This window comes from Chitinophaga sp. CC14 (assembly GCF_048957795.1).
GTDB classification, from domain to species: domain Bacteria; phylum Bacteroidota; class Bacteroidia; order Chitinophagales; family Chitinophagaceae; genus Chitinophaga; species Chitinophaga ginsengisegetis.
In genome coordinates this window covers 1,165,931-1,185,242 of record NZ_JARBFY010000005.1, presented here as the reverse complement: position 1 = coordinate 1,185,242, position 19,312 = coordinate 1,165,931, and the positions used below count along the sequence as shown (strand labels likewise).

Below are 19,312 nucleotides of genomic sequence, written 5' to 3'. Positions count from 1 at the left end.
TAGCGTTGCAATGTTACATAATTATTATGGTACTTCGCCGCTGAGAAAAATATTGATATTTTGTGTGAAAGTTTGGCAGGATACTATGATCATCTACTGTTTATTATGCATAACGATCGCACTGGCGTTATATAGTTTATATCTTGTCTGGAAAGCAGGAAGCCGCCCGCTGGCAGCTACTTACAGCTATTTGCTGCTGGGGCTTTCGCTGGGTTGGTTCCTGTATTTGTATGGCACCTGGGTATACCTGTCTATTTATTCCAAGTACGTTTTTGGCGGGCTCTTATTGCTGAACATGGCCGCTTATGCAGCGCGTAAGCACGATCATGCGGCTAAACCCATGCCGCGGTGGAAACTGGTCGGCAATGGCATTTTTACCTTTATTTTCATCGTCATGTCTGTGCTGTATTTTACGGGTACTACCGGGAAACCGCAGCGGGTAGCGCTGGCATTTCCCTTTAAGCCGGGCAAATACTTTGTATTGCAGGGTGGCAAGGGGTTGCCAACCAATGTTTTCCACTTTAGTTTGCGGGGGGCTATTTACGCGATGGATATCGTGAAACTGAACAGCTATGGCGGGCGGGCGGAGAAAATATTTTCCCGTAAGCTGGAAGATTATGTGATTTATGGCGATACGGTATATGCGCCATGCGACGGCCTTGTGACGAGGGCGTACAGCAACAACCCGGATAATATACCGCCTGCCATGAACCGCGGCCCCAAAAATACCAACCAGGTAGTACTGGAAACGCCCGGGTACTATGTGTTTATGGCGCATCTGAAAATGGGAAGCGTAGTGGTAAGGGAAGGGCAGTATGTAAAACAGGGAGATCCGCTCGGCTGTGTGGGTAATTCGGGCTTTAGCACTGAACCTCACCTGCATATCCAGGTACATACCAAAAAGGCCGGCGTTCCCTGGTATCAGGGAAAGCCGTTGTATATCTTATTTAATGGAAAAAGTTACCTGCTGAATGAAGTGATCAATGCGAAGTGATTACCGCATCAGTCTTTTGGCTTCCGCATTAATGATCTGGGAAGTGAGTTCGGCGGGAGATTCGCCGGCCTGTAAAAATACTTCCAGTATCTGTTTGTTCAGTTCCATTGCGGAGGCGTCCGGTGGGAGTTGCACGGCTACCTGGTTAATAACAGAGATCGTTTGTTCTTTCAGTGTTTTCACTGCTTCCCAGGTCATGGCCGATACATAGATCTGTTGGGTAACGTTATGTTCGTATTCTGCTTTGATTTGCTGTACCATCGCAATCTGCATGTCCACCGCAGTTAAGCCCGGCTGATAGATACGTCCAATCAGGCTTTGCGGCGTGATCCGGTCTACATAAAGCGCCATTCTTTCATATGCCTGCAGCTGTAAAGGGAGCACGGCTGCATTTACCGGCTGTTCTTTGCCGTCTGTTGCAGTATCCGCCGTTTTATTTTTCTTGAAAAGATCTTTTATCGTAGGATATACAATAGCAACTGCCCCAATGGCAAGTGCTATGTATAGTAGTGTATTCATGTCAAGGCTGCCCATCTTATTACTTTATGTGCACAAATATATATAAAGATATTTATATATTGTAGGATACCGGTTTAAAATAAAAAGGATTACCGGGAGATGTGAACTTTATAACATCCGCCGGTAATCGTATTAATCACAAAGATGATCGTTTGTTAAGCGAGTTTCCCCAGCCAGGTTTTCATTCTTTCTACCCCTTTCTCCAGTTTGTCCATGCTGGTAGCGTAAGACAGGCGGATACAGTTGGGTTGCTGGAAAGCGCCGCCGGTAACGGTTGACACGTGTGCCTTGTGCAGGAGATACATGCAAAGGTCGTCTGCATTTTTGATGTGTGAGTCTTCAAATGATTTGTTGAAGAATGCGCTGACATCGGGAAACATATAGAATGCGCCTTCCGGGTCATTTACCTTTAAACCGGGAATGGTTTTCAGGGCTTCATGAATGTAGGCGCGGCGTTTTTTGAATTCGGCGACCATTTCCACGGCAGTGGTCAGTTCGCCGGTGAGGGCGGTGATGGCGGCGCGCTGGGTGATAGAGCAGGTAGCAGAAGTGAACTGGCTCTGGATTTTATCACAGGCTTTGGCAATGTCCAGTGGTGCGGCGAGGTAGCCCAAACGCCATCCGGTCATGGCAAAACCTTTACTCAGGCCATTGATGATGATGGTGCGGTTGATCAGATCACCAAACTGCGCGATGCTTTCATGTTTGCCTTCGTAATTGATGTACTCATATATTTCATCGGAGATGATGAAGATCTCCGGGTGTTTGGCAAATACGGCGGCGAGTCCTTCCAGTTCTTTTTTGGAATATACGGAGCCGGTGGGATTGCAGGGGGAGGAGAACATGAACAGCTTTGTTTTTGGTGTGATGGCTGCTTCCAGTTGCTCCGGTGTAATTTTATAATTGTTTTCGATACTGCAGGGAACAAATACCACTTCCCCCTGGCAGAGGCTCACCTGTTCGGAATACGTAACCCAGTAAGGAGTGGGGATGATCACTTCATCGCCGGGGTTTACGATGCTGAGCACTGCATTGGCCAGGCATTGCTTGGCGCCTGTGGACACTACTATCTGCTCCGGCGTATAGTCAAGACCGTTATCTCTCTTTAATTTGTGTACTACTGCCTGTCTTACGTCTGCATAGCCCGCCACGGGTGTATAGTGTGTAAACCCTTCATCGATCGCTTTTTTGGCGGCTTCGCGGATATGTGCCGGGGTGTCAAAGTCCGGTTCTCCGATGCTGAGGTCTACAATATCTATACCCTGGGCTTTCAACTCGCGGCCGAGTTTAGCCATTTTAATTGTTTGCGGCTCGGAAATCCGTGACAGCCTGTCTGCTAGTTGATTCATATCATTACATTGAATTGACCGGAACAAACGTACAGAAAAAAACCAGATAATACATGGAAAGATCGTTCCAGGCTGCTGTACAAACGCAGAACGGGCCGGATAACCGGCCCGTTCTGCGTTTTATGTTGCTTCTTTTTACAGAAGTGTATTATTGTCAGTATAAACTGAAGATAGCGTTGGTAACCAGTTTGTCGGTACCGGTACTTCCTTTAACACCTACGATGTAAATAGTATAGAAGTTACCTGCGTTGAAACTACCAACACGGAGGTCAGTACTGCTTGCAGTGGCAAGTACAGTGTTGGTGCCAGCTTCCTTGATACTGATCGCATTGTTTACGCTGAAGCTGTTGAACAGTTTGAAAGCGCTGGCAGAAGATACATCGCCGTTAAAGTATACGCGGTTGCTGTCGATTTTTTCAGTACCGATGTATACATCTACCGGGCCTGCGTTTGCGCTCAGGTTGAAGAAACGGATACCGATTTTATCGCGGCTGTAGTTGGATTGATCTGTTTTGATAATAGCAGATCTTATAGGAGCTTTATCCCAGATCAGGTAAGTATAGTATTGTGTGGAGTCGAAATTGTAAGTAGTGGTGGTCATCAGGCTGTCGCCTCCTTTCTTCTTCAGATCAAATTTGTGCAGGCCACCGTAAACAGCGTACCGGGCGTAGAAATTGAAGTTGAATTCAGTTTCAGTTACTTTCTGATCGTTATCGTAGAAAATACCTGGAATCATGCTGGTGGAACTGCCCAGTATTGAAATCTGTGCCTGTGGTCTTGGTGGTGTGTAATTATTATCGTTCTTCAGGCAGGAAGATAGTCCGATGATTCCTGTTAACAGGGCCACAACTGCCCATACGCGATTTTTCTTGGTTAGCATTTTGCTCTCAGTTTTTAAATTGTGTTATTGATCGGTTGTTTTTTTATCATTTGGTTCAAAACGGGCCAGGTCAGGTAAAATGCGCTTTTTACGTTGTACCTCCGATTCATAAATTACTTCTCCCAGTGCTTTGAGAAAAGGTTTGCCTGTTTTTTCAAAAGCCGGTTGATCATCTCCCAATACACCAGTAGTATTTACAAAAACACTGGCAGACAGCAGGAACTCTGTTTTACTGGCAAAATCTACAATATATGCTGTATCGGTCAGAAATCCGTATGCCCATCCTGGTTTGTTGAAAATCCTGATGTGTTCCGGTATCCGGCTATTCCGGTCACCTCCAAAAAGCAAAAACCTGGTATATGCCTGATAGTATTGTTCCGGGTCATAAACCGGATCTGTTGATTCTTCCGGGTGCTGGGACATACATCTGTACAAAAAAAGGTAATCGTTCCCTGTTAAACGGAAACGTTGACGATTTGTTACAGCCCCTGGAAAAATTATGCTGCGCATGATATCATGTAAGCTGGAGAGGGGCAGTTTATTGCGGTGGGAGAAGTTCATGGGCTGGTGCTCGAGATGGTCGAGGTGATTATACCAGGCTTTCCCGGCAAAGTCTTCCCGCGGGGAAAACTCCAGGCGGCTGTAGCCAGCAGGTTGCTGGTAGAGGATCCTGTTCCCTTCCCGGAAGCTGACGGCATTGGTGTGCCTGTTGGCTTCTTCATACAGGGGAAGCCCCACCCGGTGGCGGATCTGGGCCTGGGTATATCCCATTTCCCATAACCGGCGGTTAAAAGGCTCCTGCCCTATAAACTCGTAGAGGCGGTTATAGGCATCGTTATCGCTGATAAGGAATATTTTTTTTATATAATGGGCTACAGACGGGAGGCCGGAAGCGGCGGAATGGTCGTGGCGCACGCCGGTATTGACATCCGGGAGCGGCGCCGTAAAGAAAGGTGTGTTGCGGTTGAGACCGGGGATGTGCAGATCGTTCAGCTTTTCCAGTGCCAGTGCCACTGCCGGCAGTTTTACCGTAGAGGCAGGGTAGAAGTAGGTTTCCGGTGATACACCATAGTAATAGTCCGAGAAGTGCGGCTGCTGCTGTTCGTCCCGGTCTATGCGGGTAAAAATCACCTGTAAGCGGTAAGAGGAAGGATCGCTGAATACGGCGCCTAACCGGCTTTTTTGACTTTTCAGCAAAGCTTCCAGAAAATTATCTGTTGCCGGATAATGTTGGGTTTGCATATATTTGTCGTTGTTATGGATTGTAAAGCAAAGGAATATATTTAAAAAGACCAGAATCCGGGAGCTGCAGATTTAAAAAAAGTGTGCCAACCAACCTGTAAAGTCAGGCGCATATTGATTTTGCGTGTCTTTTAACAAGGACTTTAATATATCGATTTAAATTCTATCTTTGCAACTCTTAAAATTTTTTTTTATAAACCCGAAACAAACAGTATGCAACTTAAAGGACTGGTAAGATTTTTTGCCATCGCACTGATCCTTATCTCTTTGTACCAATTGTCCTTCACGTTTTTGGTGCGGAACTATGAGAAGAAGATAGAGCAGCAGGCCGAGAACGATGTGGCCAAGCAATACCCTACACCTGAAAAGAAATATCCAGGCAGTTCGGAACTGCAGGGCTTCTACTCAGATACCCTCAAAGGGTTTATTAAACAGAGGAGACAAGAGATTGTGGACAGTACCAGCAGCACAAAAATTGCAGGCTTTCCATGGAATGTCACCTATACCAAGGCCAAAGAGAAAGAACTGAATCTCGGTCTGGACCTGGTAGGTGGTATGAACGTAGTACTGGAAGTAAGCGTGGAAGATGTAATCCGCGCATTATCCGGTCAATCCAAGGATGCTGCTTTTAACAAAGCGCTGGAAAGGGCAAATGAGCTGAAGAAAACTAACCAGGCCGATTTTGTTACTTTGTTCGGACAAGCATACGCCGAGGTAGCACCACAGGGTAAACTGGCTTCTATTTTTGCAAACGCCTACCAGAAGGATATTACCTTCAATTCTTCCAATCAGCAGGTGCTGGACATGATCCGCAAGGAATCACGTGTTGCCATTAAGAATACCTATATCGTACTGCAAAAACGTATTGATAAATTTGGGGTGGCACAACCTAATATCAGCCTGGATGAAAATAAAGGACTGATCTCCGTGGAACTCGCCGGTGTTGATAACGCCGCCCGTGTACACAAATACCTGCAGGCAACTGCGAACCTCGAATTCAGGGAAGTATACAAAAACTCTCCGGAGTTTATCCAGAATGTATTATCCCCGGTGAACGACGCTATCAGGAACGCTAAGGCCGCTGTTACTGCCGCTCCTGCCGCTACGCCGGATTCAGCTGCTGCTGCTACCGCCGCTACTGCGAAGGATACCAGTAAAGATGCCAGCCTGACAGACTACCTGTCTAAAAAAGATACCAGCAAAAATGCCAGCAAAGAACTGCAGCTGAAAGAACAACAGGCACAGAACCCGCTGTTCATGGTATTATTCCCTAACGTAGACCCACAATCCGGTTCAGTTTATCCGGGTCCGTCTATCGGAAGAATCTTACCAAAAGATACGGCTACCTTTAACCGTTACGTGGAACTGCCTGCTGTAAAATCGATCCTGCCTAAGGACCTGGTATTTGCGTTTGGTGCTGAAAATAAAGAAGATAAACACGGTCCTTTAGCAGTATACGCGCTGAAAGTAAATCCGGCCAGCCCTGAACCCCGTGTTGGTGGCGCAAGCATCGTTGATGCCCGTCAGGATATGGACCAGAACAACCAGCCGGAAATCAGCATGACAATGGATAACGAAGGCGCCCACCAGTGGAAGAAACTGACCGGTGAACTGGCTCCTGCCAATCCAAAAGATCCCGCTACATTTAACTACGTGGCAGTAGTGCTCGATAACATCGTTTACTCTGCTCCTTCCATACAGGGTGAAATTGCCGGTGGCCGTTCCTCTATCAGCGGTAGCTTTACCATTGAAGAAGCGAATGACCTCGCCAACATCCTGAAATCCGGTAAAATGCCGGCTCCTGCACAAATTGTACAGGAACAGATCGTAGGACCTACCCTCGGCGCTGAATCTATTGCTGCCGGTGCTAAATCCTTTATGATCTCCTTCGGAATCATCTTCGTACTCATGCTGGTGTATTACAACTCAGCCGGCTGGGTAGCTAATATTGCACTGGTACTGAACCTGCTGTTTACCTTCGGTATCCTGGCTTCTATGGGTGCTACGTTAACAATGGCCGGTATTGCCGGTATGGTACTCACCATCGGTATGGCGGTGGATACCAACGTAATCATCTTTGAAAGGATCAAGGACGAACTGACGCATGGTAAATCTTACCACGATGCGGTAGCAGACGGTTACAAACGTTCCTATGCACCGGTACTCGATGGTCACGTTACCTCCCTGCTCACCGCCTTCATCCTGTTCTACTTCGGTTTAGGTCCGGTACTGGGCTTCGCTACCACACAGATCATAGGTTTGTTCCTGTCCCTGTTCTGCGGTATCCTGGTTTCCCGTATGGTAACTGATTTCTGGATGAAGAGAAAAAGACATTTTGAATACTTCACACCTATTTCCCGTAAAGTATTTAAACATGCTGCTTTTGATTTTGTAGGCAAACGTAAATATGCTTATATCATCTCTGCTGTTGTAATGGTGGCAGGTGTTTCTTCCTTCTTCCATGGTTTCGACCATGGTATCGATTTCTCCGGTGGCCGTAGCTATACTGTTCGCTTCGAGCATCCGATGAACCGTGAAGAAGTAGCAGATGTACTGAAGAAAGAATTTGACTCAGAAGTATTCGTTAAAACAATTGGCAGCACTAACCAGCTGAGCATCACTACTGCTTACAAAATTGAGCAGCAGAGCCTGGCGGTTGATAAAGAAGTGGCTGATAAATTATACAATGGCCTCAAGAAGTTCTATGATGCTTCTGTAACGCCTGATGTATTTACTTCCCGCTACATTGTAGGTTCCCAGACGGTGTCGCCTACCATTTCCGATGACCTGCGTGCAGGTGCGGTAAAGGCAACGATCCTGTCTATTGTGGTGATCTTCCTGTACATCCTGTTACGTTTCAGCAAGTGGCAGTACTCTATCGGTACTATCTTCTCTTTGCTGCATGACGTACTGGTTACCCTGGCAGTATTCTCCTGGTGCAGATCTTTTGTACCGTTCACACTGGAAATTGACCAGCACTTTATTGCTGCGATCCTGACGGTGATTGGTTTCTCCATGAACGATACCGTGATTGTATTTGACCGTATCCGTGAATACTTCAGGACCGGCGCTCATGGCCGCGACAGGGATACCGTGATCAATAAAGCGATCAACGATACCCTGAGCCGTACCATTATGACGTCGCTCACAGTGTTCCTGACCATCCTGATCCTGTTTGTATTTGGTGGTGAAGTAACCCGCGGTTTCGCCTTTGCGATGCTGATTGGTGTGATCACCGGTACTTACTCTTCTATCTTTGTTGCGGCGCCTGTACTGGTTGACTTCGACAAGAAGAATCAGCTGGCCAATGAAAGTGAGTCAGTAGAAGTAGTTGCCAAGAAAACGGCTTCTGCTACCAAATAAGTAAGATCTTACTGAAATAATGTTTGATAAATAAAAACCTCCTGGCTTGCCAGGAGGTTTTTTTGTGAAGTATATTTCAGGGAGATGTTGATCAGCTGGCCGGCTGCCTGAATACAAACCCGGCGGCATCGCTTCCCTGCTGATAATCTATTTCCATACCCATGAGGTACATGCCATGTGCTTTTTTCATAATCACGGGGATACCTGATATATCAAACAGGTCGTCGTCTTCCATGAGGGCATCAAAGCCTAGCATATAGGCAACACCTGAACAACCTCCACCCTTTACGCCTACCCGGAGGTAGGGGGCTTCTGTATTGCCCTGTAACAATTGTTTCACTACTTCAGCAGCACTGGCCGTAAGTTGAATGGGAGATCTGTTCGCGCTATCCATTATCCGTATTTTTTTCAAAGTTAGGGAAAACCGGGGGCGGTTTTGCTACCCGGTATACCCAAGGTAAGTGAGGAGTGCAATTCATACAAAGATGCGGCATACATGGGGGAAACCGGAGGTATCCATGCCGTATGCACGCCTTTGACGTGGACTTGAAGCGCAATTACTTTGCTGTGGCCAGTTCCAGGAACTTTTTATGAAGGGCGAGCACCTGCGGGATCACCATATGTTGTTCGTCGTTATGGATCACGTAGTCGCTCAGGCGCATTTTAATGGTTTCGTCGATTTGCTTGTACATGCGTGCCAGCACTTCGTTGCGGGTTACGTTGTCGCGTTTCATTACGCGGTGTATGCGCAGTGGCTGGGGGGCAAAAACGGCGATGACCTTATCGAGGTGGTGGAAGGATTCTGTTTCGAAGAGGAGAGCGGCCTCTTTCAGTACGTAGGGCGTGGTTTGTTGTTGCGCCCAGTTGTCTGAATCCCGGATGGTGGCCGGATGTACGAGGGAATTGAGGAGGGCGAGTTTGTCTTTGTCGTTGAAAACGATATTTCCCAGGAGTTTGCGGTTCAGTGTGCCGTCGGCATTATATATTTCTTCGCCGAAGTGGTGTTTTACCTGTGCGGCCAGTTCGGGGTCGCGGACCATAATATCTTTGGCCCGGTCGTCCGCGTAATACACGGGAACGCCCAATAATTCGAATATTCTACTAACGGTGCTTTTGCCGGAGCCAATGCCCCCGGTAATTCCAATCTTTAACATAGCCCCAATTTATAAAAAAATACGAACTACCCATATGAATTACGGAGTTACGGGCAGATGCCGGGGAATAGATCCGCGAATATCATCTGTCTGTAACTCCGTAAACAGTAATTACTTTGATTCGTAATTCTTATTTGGTTTCAGCCGCTTTTTGCTGAGCGGTGGTGTATTCCATGCTGATAGCAGAGCGTTCGATGGTAAAGCTGGTGCCTGGGCTCACTTCCATCAGAACGGTGTTATTGTCGTTCATTTTCTTCACTTTACCGTGAATACCGGCGATAGTGACGATTTTATCACCTTCTTTCAGGTTATCGATAAATTGTTTCTGCAGTTTTGCTTTTTTAGTTTGAGGCCTAATCATGAAAAGCCACATAACGACAATCATACCGCCAAAAAACAGGAAAGAAACCCAGGAGTTACCACCGCCTTGGGCACCGCCCTGAGGCGCCATTAATAAAATGTTCAGGATGTTCATCTCTATAATTGATTTAATAGTTTAGTCCGGACTACTTGGTAATGATATTGCATTGGATCTTAGGTCCTACCACATAACCGTCTTTATTGTTGATTTTAACAGAAATTTCTTTCTCGGTATAGCCTGATTTTCCGTGGCTGTCGAAAATAACCTTCATATAGCCGGACTGACCGGGTTTGATGGGTTCTTTTGGCCATTCCGGTACGGTACAACCGCAGCTGGAGATGGCATCTTCGATAAGCAGCGGGCTGGTGCCTGTATTGGTGAATTTAAAGGAGTACTCTACTTTTTCACCTGCTACAATCTCTCCAAAGTTATGCACCTTTTCTTCAAAGGTGAGCGCGGAGGACTGGCCAGCTTCGTTTTTTTGTCCGTTACCGGCTGCCTCTGCAGCGGTATTATTTTTGGCACTATTGTTACAAGCCGCTACCAGCAGGCTTCCACAGGCGAGTAAACAGAACAGTTTTTTCATGGCATTGCTATTTTACCGTAAAAATAACTTTTCCCACTTACTTTTTCGGACGGTCCTGTTTCAGTACCAGTTGTTCTTTTTCCAGGTCTTTCAGAATGTTATCCAGGATACCGTTGATAAACTGGCCACTCTGAGGTGTGCTGTAGGCTTTCGCCAGGTCTATATATTCGTTGATGGTTACTTTGGTAGGAATGGTAGGGAAGTAGAGGAACTCGCATACACCCATTTCCATCAGTAACATATCTACTGCAGCGATACGTTCAGAATCCCAGTTTTGCAGTTTGGGCTTGATCAGTTCGAGGCAGTATTCTTTTTTGTCGATTACGGTGAGCAGGAGTTCCTTTGCATAATCAAGTTTTTCTTTACTGATCAGCTGCAGGAAATTGAAGAGATGCGGCTTATTGAAATAGTTATTGATCAGAATGCCCATCATTTCTTCGTCGTCGCCCCAGTGGAGGAAGGTATCTTCCATGTGTTGGAGGAACGGCTCGCTTTTCGCCAGTATTTCTTTATAGATGAATTCCAGTATTTCCTTTTCACCTGCTTTGGTACGGCTACCTTCTGCTGCGTAGGCTTTGTAGGTATCTGTAAGCACCAATTGGTTATAAAGCTTTCTGAGCAGATCATCATCTGTTTGCAGCTTCATTTTCCATTGTTCCAGGTTTACCTGGAACCCTTTGTCGCTGGTTATCTGGTAAATAAACTCATTTCCTGCAATTTTGGTGTTCACCTGCAGGTCCTCGGCAGAGGGTAAGTGTTTGGAAGCACGGGCGTGCGCATCAATTTCGGCGTATTGTGCTACCTGTACCACTGAGTTAAGTAAGTAGGTAAAGATCTGACAGGTTTGGTCCAGCTTTTCGTTTAAAAGTCTGGTGGCCGTGCCTGGCTTAATACTGCTTTGCTCCATCGTTTCCAGGGCGTAAAGTGTTTGCATTACTTTTACCCGGATGTTTCTTCTACTGATCATCTTATAAAAAAGAACTGGTATAAGGGCGCAAAACTAGAGAAAAATTTTCATATTCATGGATTTTGATCGCAAAGGTGTTGGCACGGGTACCGTGCAGGGGGAAAACAAACCGGCCCCGGAAGGGGTGTTGGTGTTCCCGGACCTACCTGTTCTGTCATTTTTTCGGGTTGCTTGTCATGATTTGTCAGTATCAAAGCAAGTCGATACCTTCGTGACCTGTAAATTTGACCCGAAAACCGCGTTGGCACAATTCTCGTGGACGGAAGAAACAAAATCACAAACATCTTTTTTAAATAAAAACTACTATGGCTAAACAATTAAGTATTAAACCTTTAGCTGACAGGGTAATCGTGAAACCTGCAGCAGCAGAAGAGAAGACAGCTGGTGGTATCATTATCCCCGATACTGCAAAAGAAAAACCTGTGAGAGGCACCGTGGTGGCTGCCGGACCTGGTAAAAAAGATGAACCGATCACTGTAAAGGTAGGTGATACTGTACTGTATGGTAAATATTCTGGTCAGGAACTCCCTATCGAAGGCGAAGATTACTTAATCATGCGTGAATCTGATATCCTGGCGATCGTTTAAGAGCTGTCTGCGGATATGAATTAATTCCTAAAAGAAAAATCTCAAAGTATTATGGCAAAACAAATTTTCTTCAATATAGACGCCCGCAACAAGATGAAGAAAGGCGTTGACACCCTGGCTGATGCCGTTAAAGTAACCCTGGGCCCTAAAGGCCGTAACGTAGTGATCGAGAAAAAATTCGGCGCTCCGGGTGTAACTAAAGATGGTGTTACCGTTGCAAAAGAAATTGAACTCGAAGACGCAATCGAAAATATGGGTGCGCAGATGGTGAAAGAAGTAGCTTCCAAAACTGCTGACCTGGCAGGTGATGGTACTACTACTGCTACCGTTCTGGCACAGGCTATCATCGGCGATGGTTTGAAAAACGTAGCTGCCGGTGCTAACCCAATGGATCTGAAACGTGGTATCGACAAAGCTGTGAAAGCAGTTGTTGAAAACCTGAAAAAACAATCCGAAAAAGTTGGTAACGACACACAGAAGATCGAGCAGGTTGCTTCTATCTCTGCCAACAACGACAGCGAAATTGGTAAACTGATTGCCCAGGCAATGCAGAAAGTAACCAAAGATGGTGTTATCACCGTGGAAGAAGCAAAAGGTACCGATACTACTGTTGAAGTAGTAGAAGGTATGCAGTTCGACCGTGGTTACCTGTCTCCTTACTTCATTACCAACAGCGAAAAAATGCAGGCTGAACTGGCTAACCCTTATATCCTGATCTACGATAAGAAGATCAGCACCATGAAGGATATCCTGCACATCCTGGAAAAAGTGGCTCAACAGGGCGCTCCGCTGGTAATCATCTCCGAAGATCTGGAAGGTGAAGCACTGGCTACCCTGGTGGTAAACAAACTGCGTGGTACCCTGAAAGTTGCTGCTGTTAAAGCTCCTGGCTTTGGCGACAGAAGAAAGGATATGCTGCAGGATATTGCTACCCTCACCGGTGGTATCGTTATCAGCGAAGAACAAGGTTACAAACTGGAAAATGCTGACCTGACTTACCTCGGTAAAGCTGAATCCATCACTATCGATAAAGACAATACTACTGTTGTAGGTGGTAAAGGTGAAAAAGACGCGATCCAGTCCCGCATCGGACAGATCAAAGCGCAGATCGAAGTAACTACTTCTGACTACGACCGCGAAAAATTACAGGAACGCCTGGCTAAATTAAGCGGTGGTGTGGCTGTACTGTACGTTGGTGCTGCTACTGAAGTAGAAATGAAAGAAAAGAAAGATCGCGTAGACGATGCTTTACACGCTACCCGCGCTGCCGTTGAAGAAGGTATCGTTCCTGGTGGTGGTGTGGCTTACATCCGCGCTATCGAAGCCCTGGAATCACTGAAAGGTGCTAACAACGACGAACAGACCGGTATCTCCATCGTTAAACGCGCTATCGAAGAACCATTACGTCAGATCACTGCCAACGCAGGTATCGAAGGTTCTATCGTAGTACAGAAAGTGAAGGAAGGTAAAGCTGATTTCGGTTTCAACGCACGTACAGAAGTTTTCGAAAACTTACTGGCTGCCGGTGTTATCGATCCAACTAAAGTTACCCGTATTGCACTGGAAAATGCTGCGTCTATCGCTTCTATGCTGCTGACTACCGAATGTGTAATCGCAGACAAACCGGAACCTAAATCTGCTGCTCCGGCTATGGGCGGTGGTGGCCACGGTATGGGCATGGACTACTAATATTCATGATAATCATAAAAACTCCTGCGGACCTGGTTCTGCAGGAGTTTTTTTATGCGGATCACCTTTCCGCTGTAACTTTATCATAAGATTTCCGTTTAACAACGAGATAGTAAACAGCAGCGGATGAACACAGTTGTAAAAATAATTTGCGCAAGCCTGCTTTTAATCCTGGGCGCCTGTTCAAAGAAAAGCAGTTCGGACGAGCTCAGAATGGACGGGGTAACAGAAAACGCCATCCAGCGGTACCTGCATGAGCACAATGAAACCGCCATCAGGGACGTTTCGGGGCTTTATTACCGGGTAGATGTCCCGGGAGACAGTACCCATTTCGTGAAAGCGACTTCCATTCCCACCGTTATTTATACCAATTATTTAGTTACGGGTGAAGTAGTAGGCACCTCATTAGGACCCACTGATTTCGATCACAGGATGCTTAAAAATCATATCCCGGGCTGGCAGATAGGGCTGCAGAAAATTTCCCAGGGGGGTAAGATCCGGTTATATATCCCGTCTGCCCTGGCCTACGGCTCCGTGGGGGTTAACGGTATTATTCCGCCTAACGCCATCCTCATTTCTGACCTGGAACTGGTAAGTATCCGGTAGATGTATTATCTTATGCCAATTGTATTTTCACCTTTTAATTATACTAAAACTGAAACCAAACTGTATGAAGAAAGTTTTTCTGTTGGGAGGATTATTCCTGTTAGTGCTTGCCGCCTGTTCAAAAAAAGATGATGCACCTGCCTACGACGCTATCGCACAGTATGATGCTGACTCCGCAAAAATTGTAGCCTATATCGCTGCCAATAATATCACCAATGTACAACACGATCCGCGTGGTCTTTTTTACCAGATTGTAACCAAAGGAAGCAGTGATTCTGTGAATGCTGCCGCCAATGTATGGGTATCCTACAAAGGCCAGTTGCTGGATAAAACGGTTTTTGACAGCAGCGACAGCGCCAGGTTTGACCTCGATAAAGTGATCACCGGATGGACGATTGGTATTCCTAAAATCCGCAAGGGTGGAGAGATTAACCTGATTATTCCTTCCATTTATGCATACGGCCCTTCCGCTTACCCTAAGATTCCGGCGAATTCCGTGTTGGTATTCAACGTGAAACTGAAAGACTTTGTGAATAAATAATTGAAGAAGATATAACATGAAGCGGTACCGGTTCTGCCGGTACCGCTTTTGCATTTGTATTATTCCCCTGCTTTCCGTTAATTTTACAGATAAATAAAAAATTAGTGGCACACGAATGTATTTCCGTATTTGACATTTTCAAGATAGGCGTTGGTCCTTCCAGTTCACATACCTTAGGTCCGTGGCGCGCAGCACTGCGTTTCCTGGATCAGCTGGAGCAGGATGGCAAACTGGCGGCTGTTAGTAAAGTACAGGTATTATTATATGGCTCCCTTGCCAAAACAGGTCACGGGCATGGCACCGACATTGCCGTTCAGCTGGGCCTTTGCGGCGATGATCCGGTAACTTTTGATGTGAACCAGATCAATCCTAAAATGGATGATATCCGCCGCAGCCGCAGGATGAAAATTGCGGGTAAATATGAAATAGATTTTGACCCCGTTGAAGATATTGATTTCCTTTTTGAAGAATCGCTTCCGTTTCATCCCAATGCGCTTACTTTCCTGGTTACCTTACTGGATGGTGAACAGCTGGCTTCCACCTGGTATTCTATCGGTGGCGGTTTTGTGGTGCAGGAAGGAGATGGCGGCGGCAGCGCCCAGCAGGTAGACCTGCCTTTCCCGATAGATACTGCCCGCCAGCTCCTGCAGTGGTGCATTAAAACCGGGTATAGCATTTCTGAGCTGGTGATGGAAAATGAACACGCCTGGCGCCCGGAAGAAGAAACCCGGCAAGGGCTGTTAAATATCTGGCGCGTAATGCAGGAATGTACCTTCCGCGGATGCCATACCGGCGGGGAGTTGCCTGGCGGACTAAAAGTTGGCCGCCGTGCGGCGGTGCTCAATAAAAAATTACTGAAAGGCCGTACCTATACTGATTATGCATCCTGGATTGACGCCATCAGGGCGGGTGGAGAGCATTTCAGCTATACGCTCGACTGGGTAAGCTGTTTTGCACTGGCCGTAAATGAAGAGAATGCATCGTTCGGAAGAGTGGTAACGGCGCCTACTAATGGTGCTGCAGGCGTAATTCCGGCAGTTTTACAATATTTCATCGCTTTCTGCGATGGTTTCCATGAAGAAAAGATCCAGCAGTTCCTGCTCACGGCTTCTGAAATAGGCAGCATCTTTAAAAAGCGCTCCACCATTTCCGCAGCAATGGGTGGTTGCCAGGCAGAGATAGGCGTATCTTCCGCGATGGCGGCGGCTGCCCTCACCGAATGCATGGGAGGTTCCCAGCGCCAGGTGCTGATGGCGGCGGAAATAGCGATGGAACACCACCTGGGCCTCACCTGCGACCCTATCGGCGGACTGGTGCAGATCCCCTGCATTGAGCGGAATACAATGGGCGCCATCAAGGCGATCACCGCATCACAACTGGCGCTGCAAAGCAATCCTGAGCTGGCAAAGGTTTCCCTTGACGCCGTGGTAAAAACCATGTGGGAAACAGCACAGGATATGAATTCAAAATATAAGGAAACTTCCGATGGAGGGCTGGCAGTGAATATTCCTATCAGCCTGCCGGAATGTTAAAAGATATCAGATAACGAATTACAGATTTAAAAGCAGATTACGGCGAATATCGGTTATAATATAAGGAAAGAACCATATTTTCGTTTATACGTTATCATCATCTGCTTAGATCCGTAATTCGTTATTTTTTATGCGTGTTATCCTGGCCATTACTCTTCTTTCTTTTTCCTTTTCTTTATCGGCGCAGCAATTCGGAGGTAATCCGCCTTCGCTGAAATGGCAACAGATCAACACGGATACGGTGCGGGTGATTTTCCCCCACGGTATGACCGCGCAGGGAGAACGGGTCGCCAACCTGGTTCACTATCTTAACCGTTATACCCGGTCTTCTATTGGCGGGCTTGAAAAAAAAGTAAATATTGTATTGCAGAATCAAACGCTGCAATCCAATGGATATGTTCAACTCGGCCCCTTCCGCTCTGAATTTTACCTGACACCACCCCCTAATTCGCTGGACCTGGGCTCCCTTAACTGGGTAGACCAGCTGGCTGTGCATGAGTACCGGCACGTATTACAGAATATGAACTTCCGCCAGGGAGTATCCAAAGTGTTTTCTATCCTCGGCGGGCAACTCGGACAAGCGGCGGTTACCAATATAGCGGTGCCCAACTGGTTTTGGGAAGGCGATGCCGTGGTGATGGAAACGGCGCTAACGCCGCAGGGGCGCGGCCGGCTCCCGGGCTTCTTTGATGGCTTCCGTGGCCTTTCCCTGGCAGGTAAACATTACGCCTATATGAAAATCCGCAATGGCTCGTATGTTGATTATGTACCCGACCATTATCCGTTGGGATATATGATGACTACTTACGGCCGGGAACACTACGGACAAACATTCTGGAAAGATGTTACCAGTGACGCGGTTCGTTTCCGTGGTGTGTTTTACCCGCTGTCGCACAGCCTGAAGAAGAGAACAGGGATGAATGTAACCGGCTTTTATAATGCGGTGCTGAAGGAGTACCAGCCGCTGTGGAATAACTATGCTTCCCGGCCCGACACTACACCGGCGCAGCCTTTACTGCCGGTAGCCAAACCGGTAACCAACTACAATTACGTATATAGTGCAGGTAATAATGAATGGGTGATATTAAAAAATGCCTGGAATAAAGTGCCCGGTATTTACCGGTTAAATGCTTCCGGTGAAGAGCGTTTGCTGGTACGTCCCGGCATCGTATACGATGATTTTTTCAGTTACCGCAATGGCCGCGTGGTATGGGCTGCCGCCCGTTTTGACGCGCGGTGGGGCTGGAAGAACTTTTCCGTGATCCGGGTGTGGGATAACGCTACCGGGCATACGAAAACTGTCTCCCCGAAGGGGAAATTCTTCTCCCCGGATATCAGCGAAAATGGTGAGCGGGTAATAGCAGTGGCTACCACTACAGAAATGAAATACAGCCTGCAGTTGATCAACACACGCACAGCGGCGGTAGAAAAGCAGTTGCCCAACCCGGAAAACTGGTACTATACTTATCCCCGTTTTGCTGCCGGAGAACAGGCCGTGATCAGTGCAGTAAGAAATAATAAGGGAGAGATGGCGCTGGTGCAGCAGTCGCTCGCTACGGGCGAAAGCACGATGCTCACGCCTTTCAGTTATACCGTGATGGGGATACCGGTAGTGAGCGGAGATACAGTCTATTTCACCAGTGGCCTGAAAGATGTAAACAACGTATATGCGATTACGTTAGCTGATAAAAAAACGTATGAGGTTACCGACAGGGGAAACAGTGCACTGCATATGGCCGTGGATCCGGCGGGCGACAGTCTTGTTTTCAGTGAATTTACCATAAAGGGATACAAGCTGTATCACGCTGCATTGAATAAGGCTGGGTGGGAACCTGCAGATGTGAGTAAAGACGGGCGCAGCGCCTGGCTGCAGCCTCATTTTAAAGAAGGCGGCAATATCCTGGATCTGACGCATGATTCCCTGCCGGTGAAAAAATATCCGCAGTTTACCCGTCCGTTTAACTTCCACAGCTGGGTGCCATCTTTTAATGATCCGGATTACAGTATTTCACTGATCGGGGAAAATATATTGAGTACTACATCTACCAGTATCGGCTATACGTACAACAGGAACGAAGGTAGTTCAGACATCGCGGCAGGCTTTACTTTCGCGGGATGGCTCCCGGTGTTATCTGTTGGGGCCGACTATACCATTAACCGTAACGGGCTGGATCAGAACCGGCAGCGGGTGTACTGGAATGAGGCCACTGCGCATGTGGGTGTCAGTATACCACTGAACCTGTCGGCAGGGCTTTACAGCCGTAGCTTATCTTTCGGTAGTAATTACAATATCCGTCATCGTTACCTGGATAGTAAGTATAAAGGAAATGACCTGCAGTTCCTGACTAACACCATCATCTTTAATAACCAGCGGACCAAAGCGGTACAAAATATTTACACGCATTTCGGGCAGTATGTGGCGGTACAGTACAACAGTTCTGTGTCGGGTTTATATGCAGAGCAGCTGTATGCGCGGCTGGATCAGTATTTACCGGGGTTATGGCAAAATCATAACCTGGTATTGCAGGGAGCTTATCAGCAGCGTGATAATGCGTTCAATTATACTTTCACAGATAATTTCGTATATGCGAGAGGGTATAATACGCCGTTGTATACGAGTATTTATAAGCTGGGAGCCAACTATCATTTGCCTTTGGTGTATCCCGACTGGGGCTTTGCGCAGATCCTGTATTTTAACCGTATCCGCGCTAATTTGTTCTACGATTACAGTATGGCTAACTTCTCCCGTAACAATGTGGATATGAATACGCGCTATACTTCTGCCGGTACCGAATTATTTTTTGATACGCGTATAGGTAATGCACTGCCCTTTACGTTTGGCGTGCGTTTCAGTCATTTGTTTGACCAGGACCCGGTAGACAATGCACAGAACCGGGTTGATTTTATTATACCGATCCAGCAGTTGTTTAATTATTAGGAAG

The 19,312-nt window shown here is 46.9% G+C and carries 18 protein-coding genes; 9 read left to right on the top strand and 9 right to left on the bottom strand.

Annotated features, from left to right (window positions below; translation table 11 throughout):
• Positions 1-10 precede the first annotated feature (10 nt).
• On the top strand, positions 11-994 hold the full coding sequence (locus tag PV783_RS24350) for a M23 family metallopeptidase (RefSeq protein WP_420989910.1): 984 nt from the start codon (positions 11-13) through the stop codon (positions 992-994).
• Here the strand turns inward: PV783_RS24350 and PV783_RS24345 are convergent, their stop codons facing one another.
• From PV783_RS24345 to PV783_RS24330, 4 genes are all read right to left on the bottom strand, one after another.
• Positions 995-1,513: a hypothetical protein gene (locus PV783_RS24345; RefSeq protein ID WP_420989909.1), complete on the bottom strand. Its 519-nt coding sequence runs from the start codon at positions 1,511-1,513 to the stop codon at positions 995-997. It lies immediately after the preceding gene.
• A 155-nt stretch (positions 1,514-1,668) separates the two neighbouring features.
• The gene (locus PV783_RS24340) at positions 1,669-2,862 is read right to left on the bottom strand and encodes a pyridoxal phosphate-dependent aminotransferase (RefSeq protein ID WP_420989908.1); all 1,194 of its coding nucleotides are present in this window, start codon (positions 2,860-2,862) and stop codon (positions 1,669-1,671) included.
• Between the two features lie 154 nt (positions 2,863-3,016).
• Positions 3,017-3,742, bottom strand: a complete 726-nt coding sequence (locus PV783_RS24335; protein ID WP_079473328.1) for a DUF4397 domain-containing protein — start codon at positions 3,740-3,742, stop codon at positions 3,017-3,019.
• Positions 3,743-3,766: 24 nt separating this feature from the next.
• Positions 3,767-4,984 carry a serine hydrolase gene (locus PV783_RS24330; RefSeq protein WP_420989907.1) on the bottom strand — a complete coding sequence of 406 codons (1,218 nt, stop codon included), beginning with the start codon at positions 4,982-4,984 and terminating at the stop codon, positions 3,767-3,769.
• Between the two features lie 213 nt (positions 4,985-5,197).
• Between PV783_RS24330 and secDF the strand changes: the two genes are divergently transcribed.
• Positions 5,198-8,347: a protein translocase subunit SecDF gene (gene secDF, locus PV783_RS24325; RefSeq protein ID WP_420989906.1), complete on the top strand. Its 3,150-nt coding sequence runs from the start codon at positions 5,198-5,200 to the stop codon at positions 8,345-8,347.
• A gap of 91 nt (positions 8,348-8,438) precedes the next feature.
• On the opposite strand, the gene PV783_RS24320 is transcribed toward secDF, so the two are convergent.
• The 5 genes from PV783_RS24320 to nusB all read right to left on the bottom strand — a co-directional run bounded on the left by PV783_RS24320 (position 8,439) and on the right by nusB (position 11,415).
• A complete protein-coding gene (locus PV783_RS24320) occupies positions 8,439-8,741 on the bottom strand; it encodes a HesB/IscA family protein (protein ID WP_079473331.1) in 303 nt (100 codons plus the stop codon).
• Positions 8,742-8,904: 163 nt separating this feature from the next.
• A complete protein-coding gene (gene coaE, locus PV783_RS24315) occupies positions 8,905-9,501 on the bottom strand; it encodes a dephospho-CoA kinase (protein ID WP_079473332.1) in 597 nt (198 codons plus the stop codon).
• Positions 9,502-9,631: 130 nt separating this feature from the next.
• Positions 9,632-9,976: a preprotein translocase subunit YajC gene (gene yajC / locus PV783_RS24310; RefSeq protein ID WP_079473333.1), complete on the bottom strand. Its 345-nt coding sequence runs from the start codon at positions 9,974-9,976 to the stop codon at positions 9,632-9,634.
• A gap of 31 nt (positions 9,977-10,007) precedes the next feature.
• Positions 10,008-10,448, bottom strand: coding sequence for a DUF1573 domain-containing protein (locus PV783_RS24305; protein ID WP_079473334.1), 441 nt, complete (start codon positions 10,446-10,448; stop codon positions 10,008-10,010).
• 37 nt (positions 10,449-10,485) lie between these two features.
• Positions 10,486-11,415: a transcription antitermination factor NusB gene (nusB, locus tag PV783_RS24300; RefSeq protein ID WP_079473335.1), complete on the bottom strand. Its 930-nt coding sequence runs from the start codon at positions 11,413-11,415 to the stop codon at positions 10,486-10,488.
• 55 nt (positions 11,416-11,470) lie between these two features.
• Here nusB and PV783_RS24295 point away from each other — a divergent pair, with 55 nt between their 5' ends.
• From PV783_RS24295 to PV783_RS24265, 7 genes are all read left to right on the top strand, one after another.
• Positions 11,471-11,728 carry a hypothetical protein gene (locus PV783_RS24295; RefSeq protein WP_111579027.1) on the top strand — a complete coding sequence of 86 codons (258 nt, stop codon included), beginning with the start codon at positions 11,471-11,473 and terminating at the stop codon, positions 11,726-11,728.
• Positions 11,721-12,002, top strand: coding sequence for a co-chaperone GroES (locus tag PV783_RS24290; RefSeq protein WP_079473337.1), 282 nt, complete (start codon positions 11,721-11,723; stop codon positions 12,000-12,002). Before PV783_RS24295 ends, PV783_RS24290 begins: the two co-directional genes overlap by 8 nt.
• A gap of 51 nt (positions 12,003-12,053) precedes the next feature.
• Complete coding sequence (gene groL, locus PV783_RS24285) at positions 12,054-13,691, top strand: chaperonin GroEL (protein ID WP_079473338.1); 1,638 nt, start codon at positions 12,054-12,056, stop codon at positions 13,689-13,691.
• Between the two features lie 126 nt (positions 13,692-13,817).
• Complete coding sequence (locus tag PV783_RS24280) at positions 13,818-14,297, top strand: FKBP-type peptidyl-prolyl cis-trans isomerase (protein ID WP_079473339.1); 480 nt, start codon at positions 13,818-13,820, stop codon at positions 14,295-14,297.
• A 64-nt stretch (positions 14,298-14,361) separates the two neighbouring features.
• Entirely contained in the window at positions 14,362-14,838 is a 477-nt protein-coding gene (locus PV783_RS24275) for an FKBP-type peptidyl-prolyl cis-trans isomerase (RefSeq protein ID WP_079473340.1), read from the top strand.
• Positions 14,839-14,942: 104 nt separating this feature from the next.
• Complete coding sequence (locus tag PV783_RS24270; RefSeq protein WP_363438934.1) at positions 14,943-16,370, top strand: L-serine ammonia-lyase; 1,428 nt, start codon at positions 14,943-14,945, stop codon at positions 16,368-16,370.
• A 130-nt stretch (positions 16,371-16,500) separates the two neighbouring features.
• The gene (locus PV783_RS24265; RefSeq protein WP_420989905.1) at positions 16,501-19,308 is read left to right on the top strand and encodes a hypothetical protein; all 2,808 of its coding nucleotides are present in this window, start codon (positions 16,501-16,503) and stop codon (positions 19,306-19,308) included.
• The last annotated feature ends 4 nt before the right edge of the window (positions 19,309-19,312 follow it).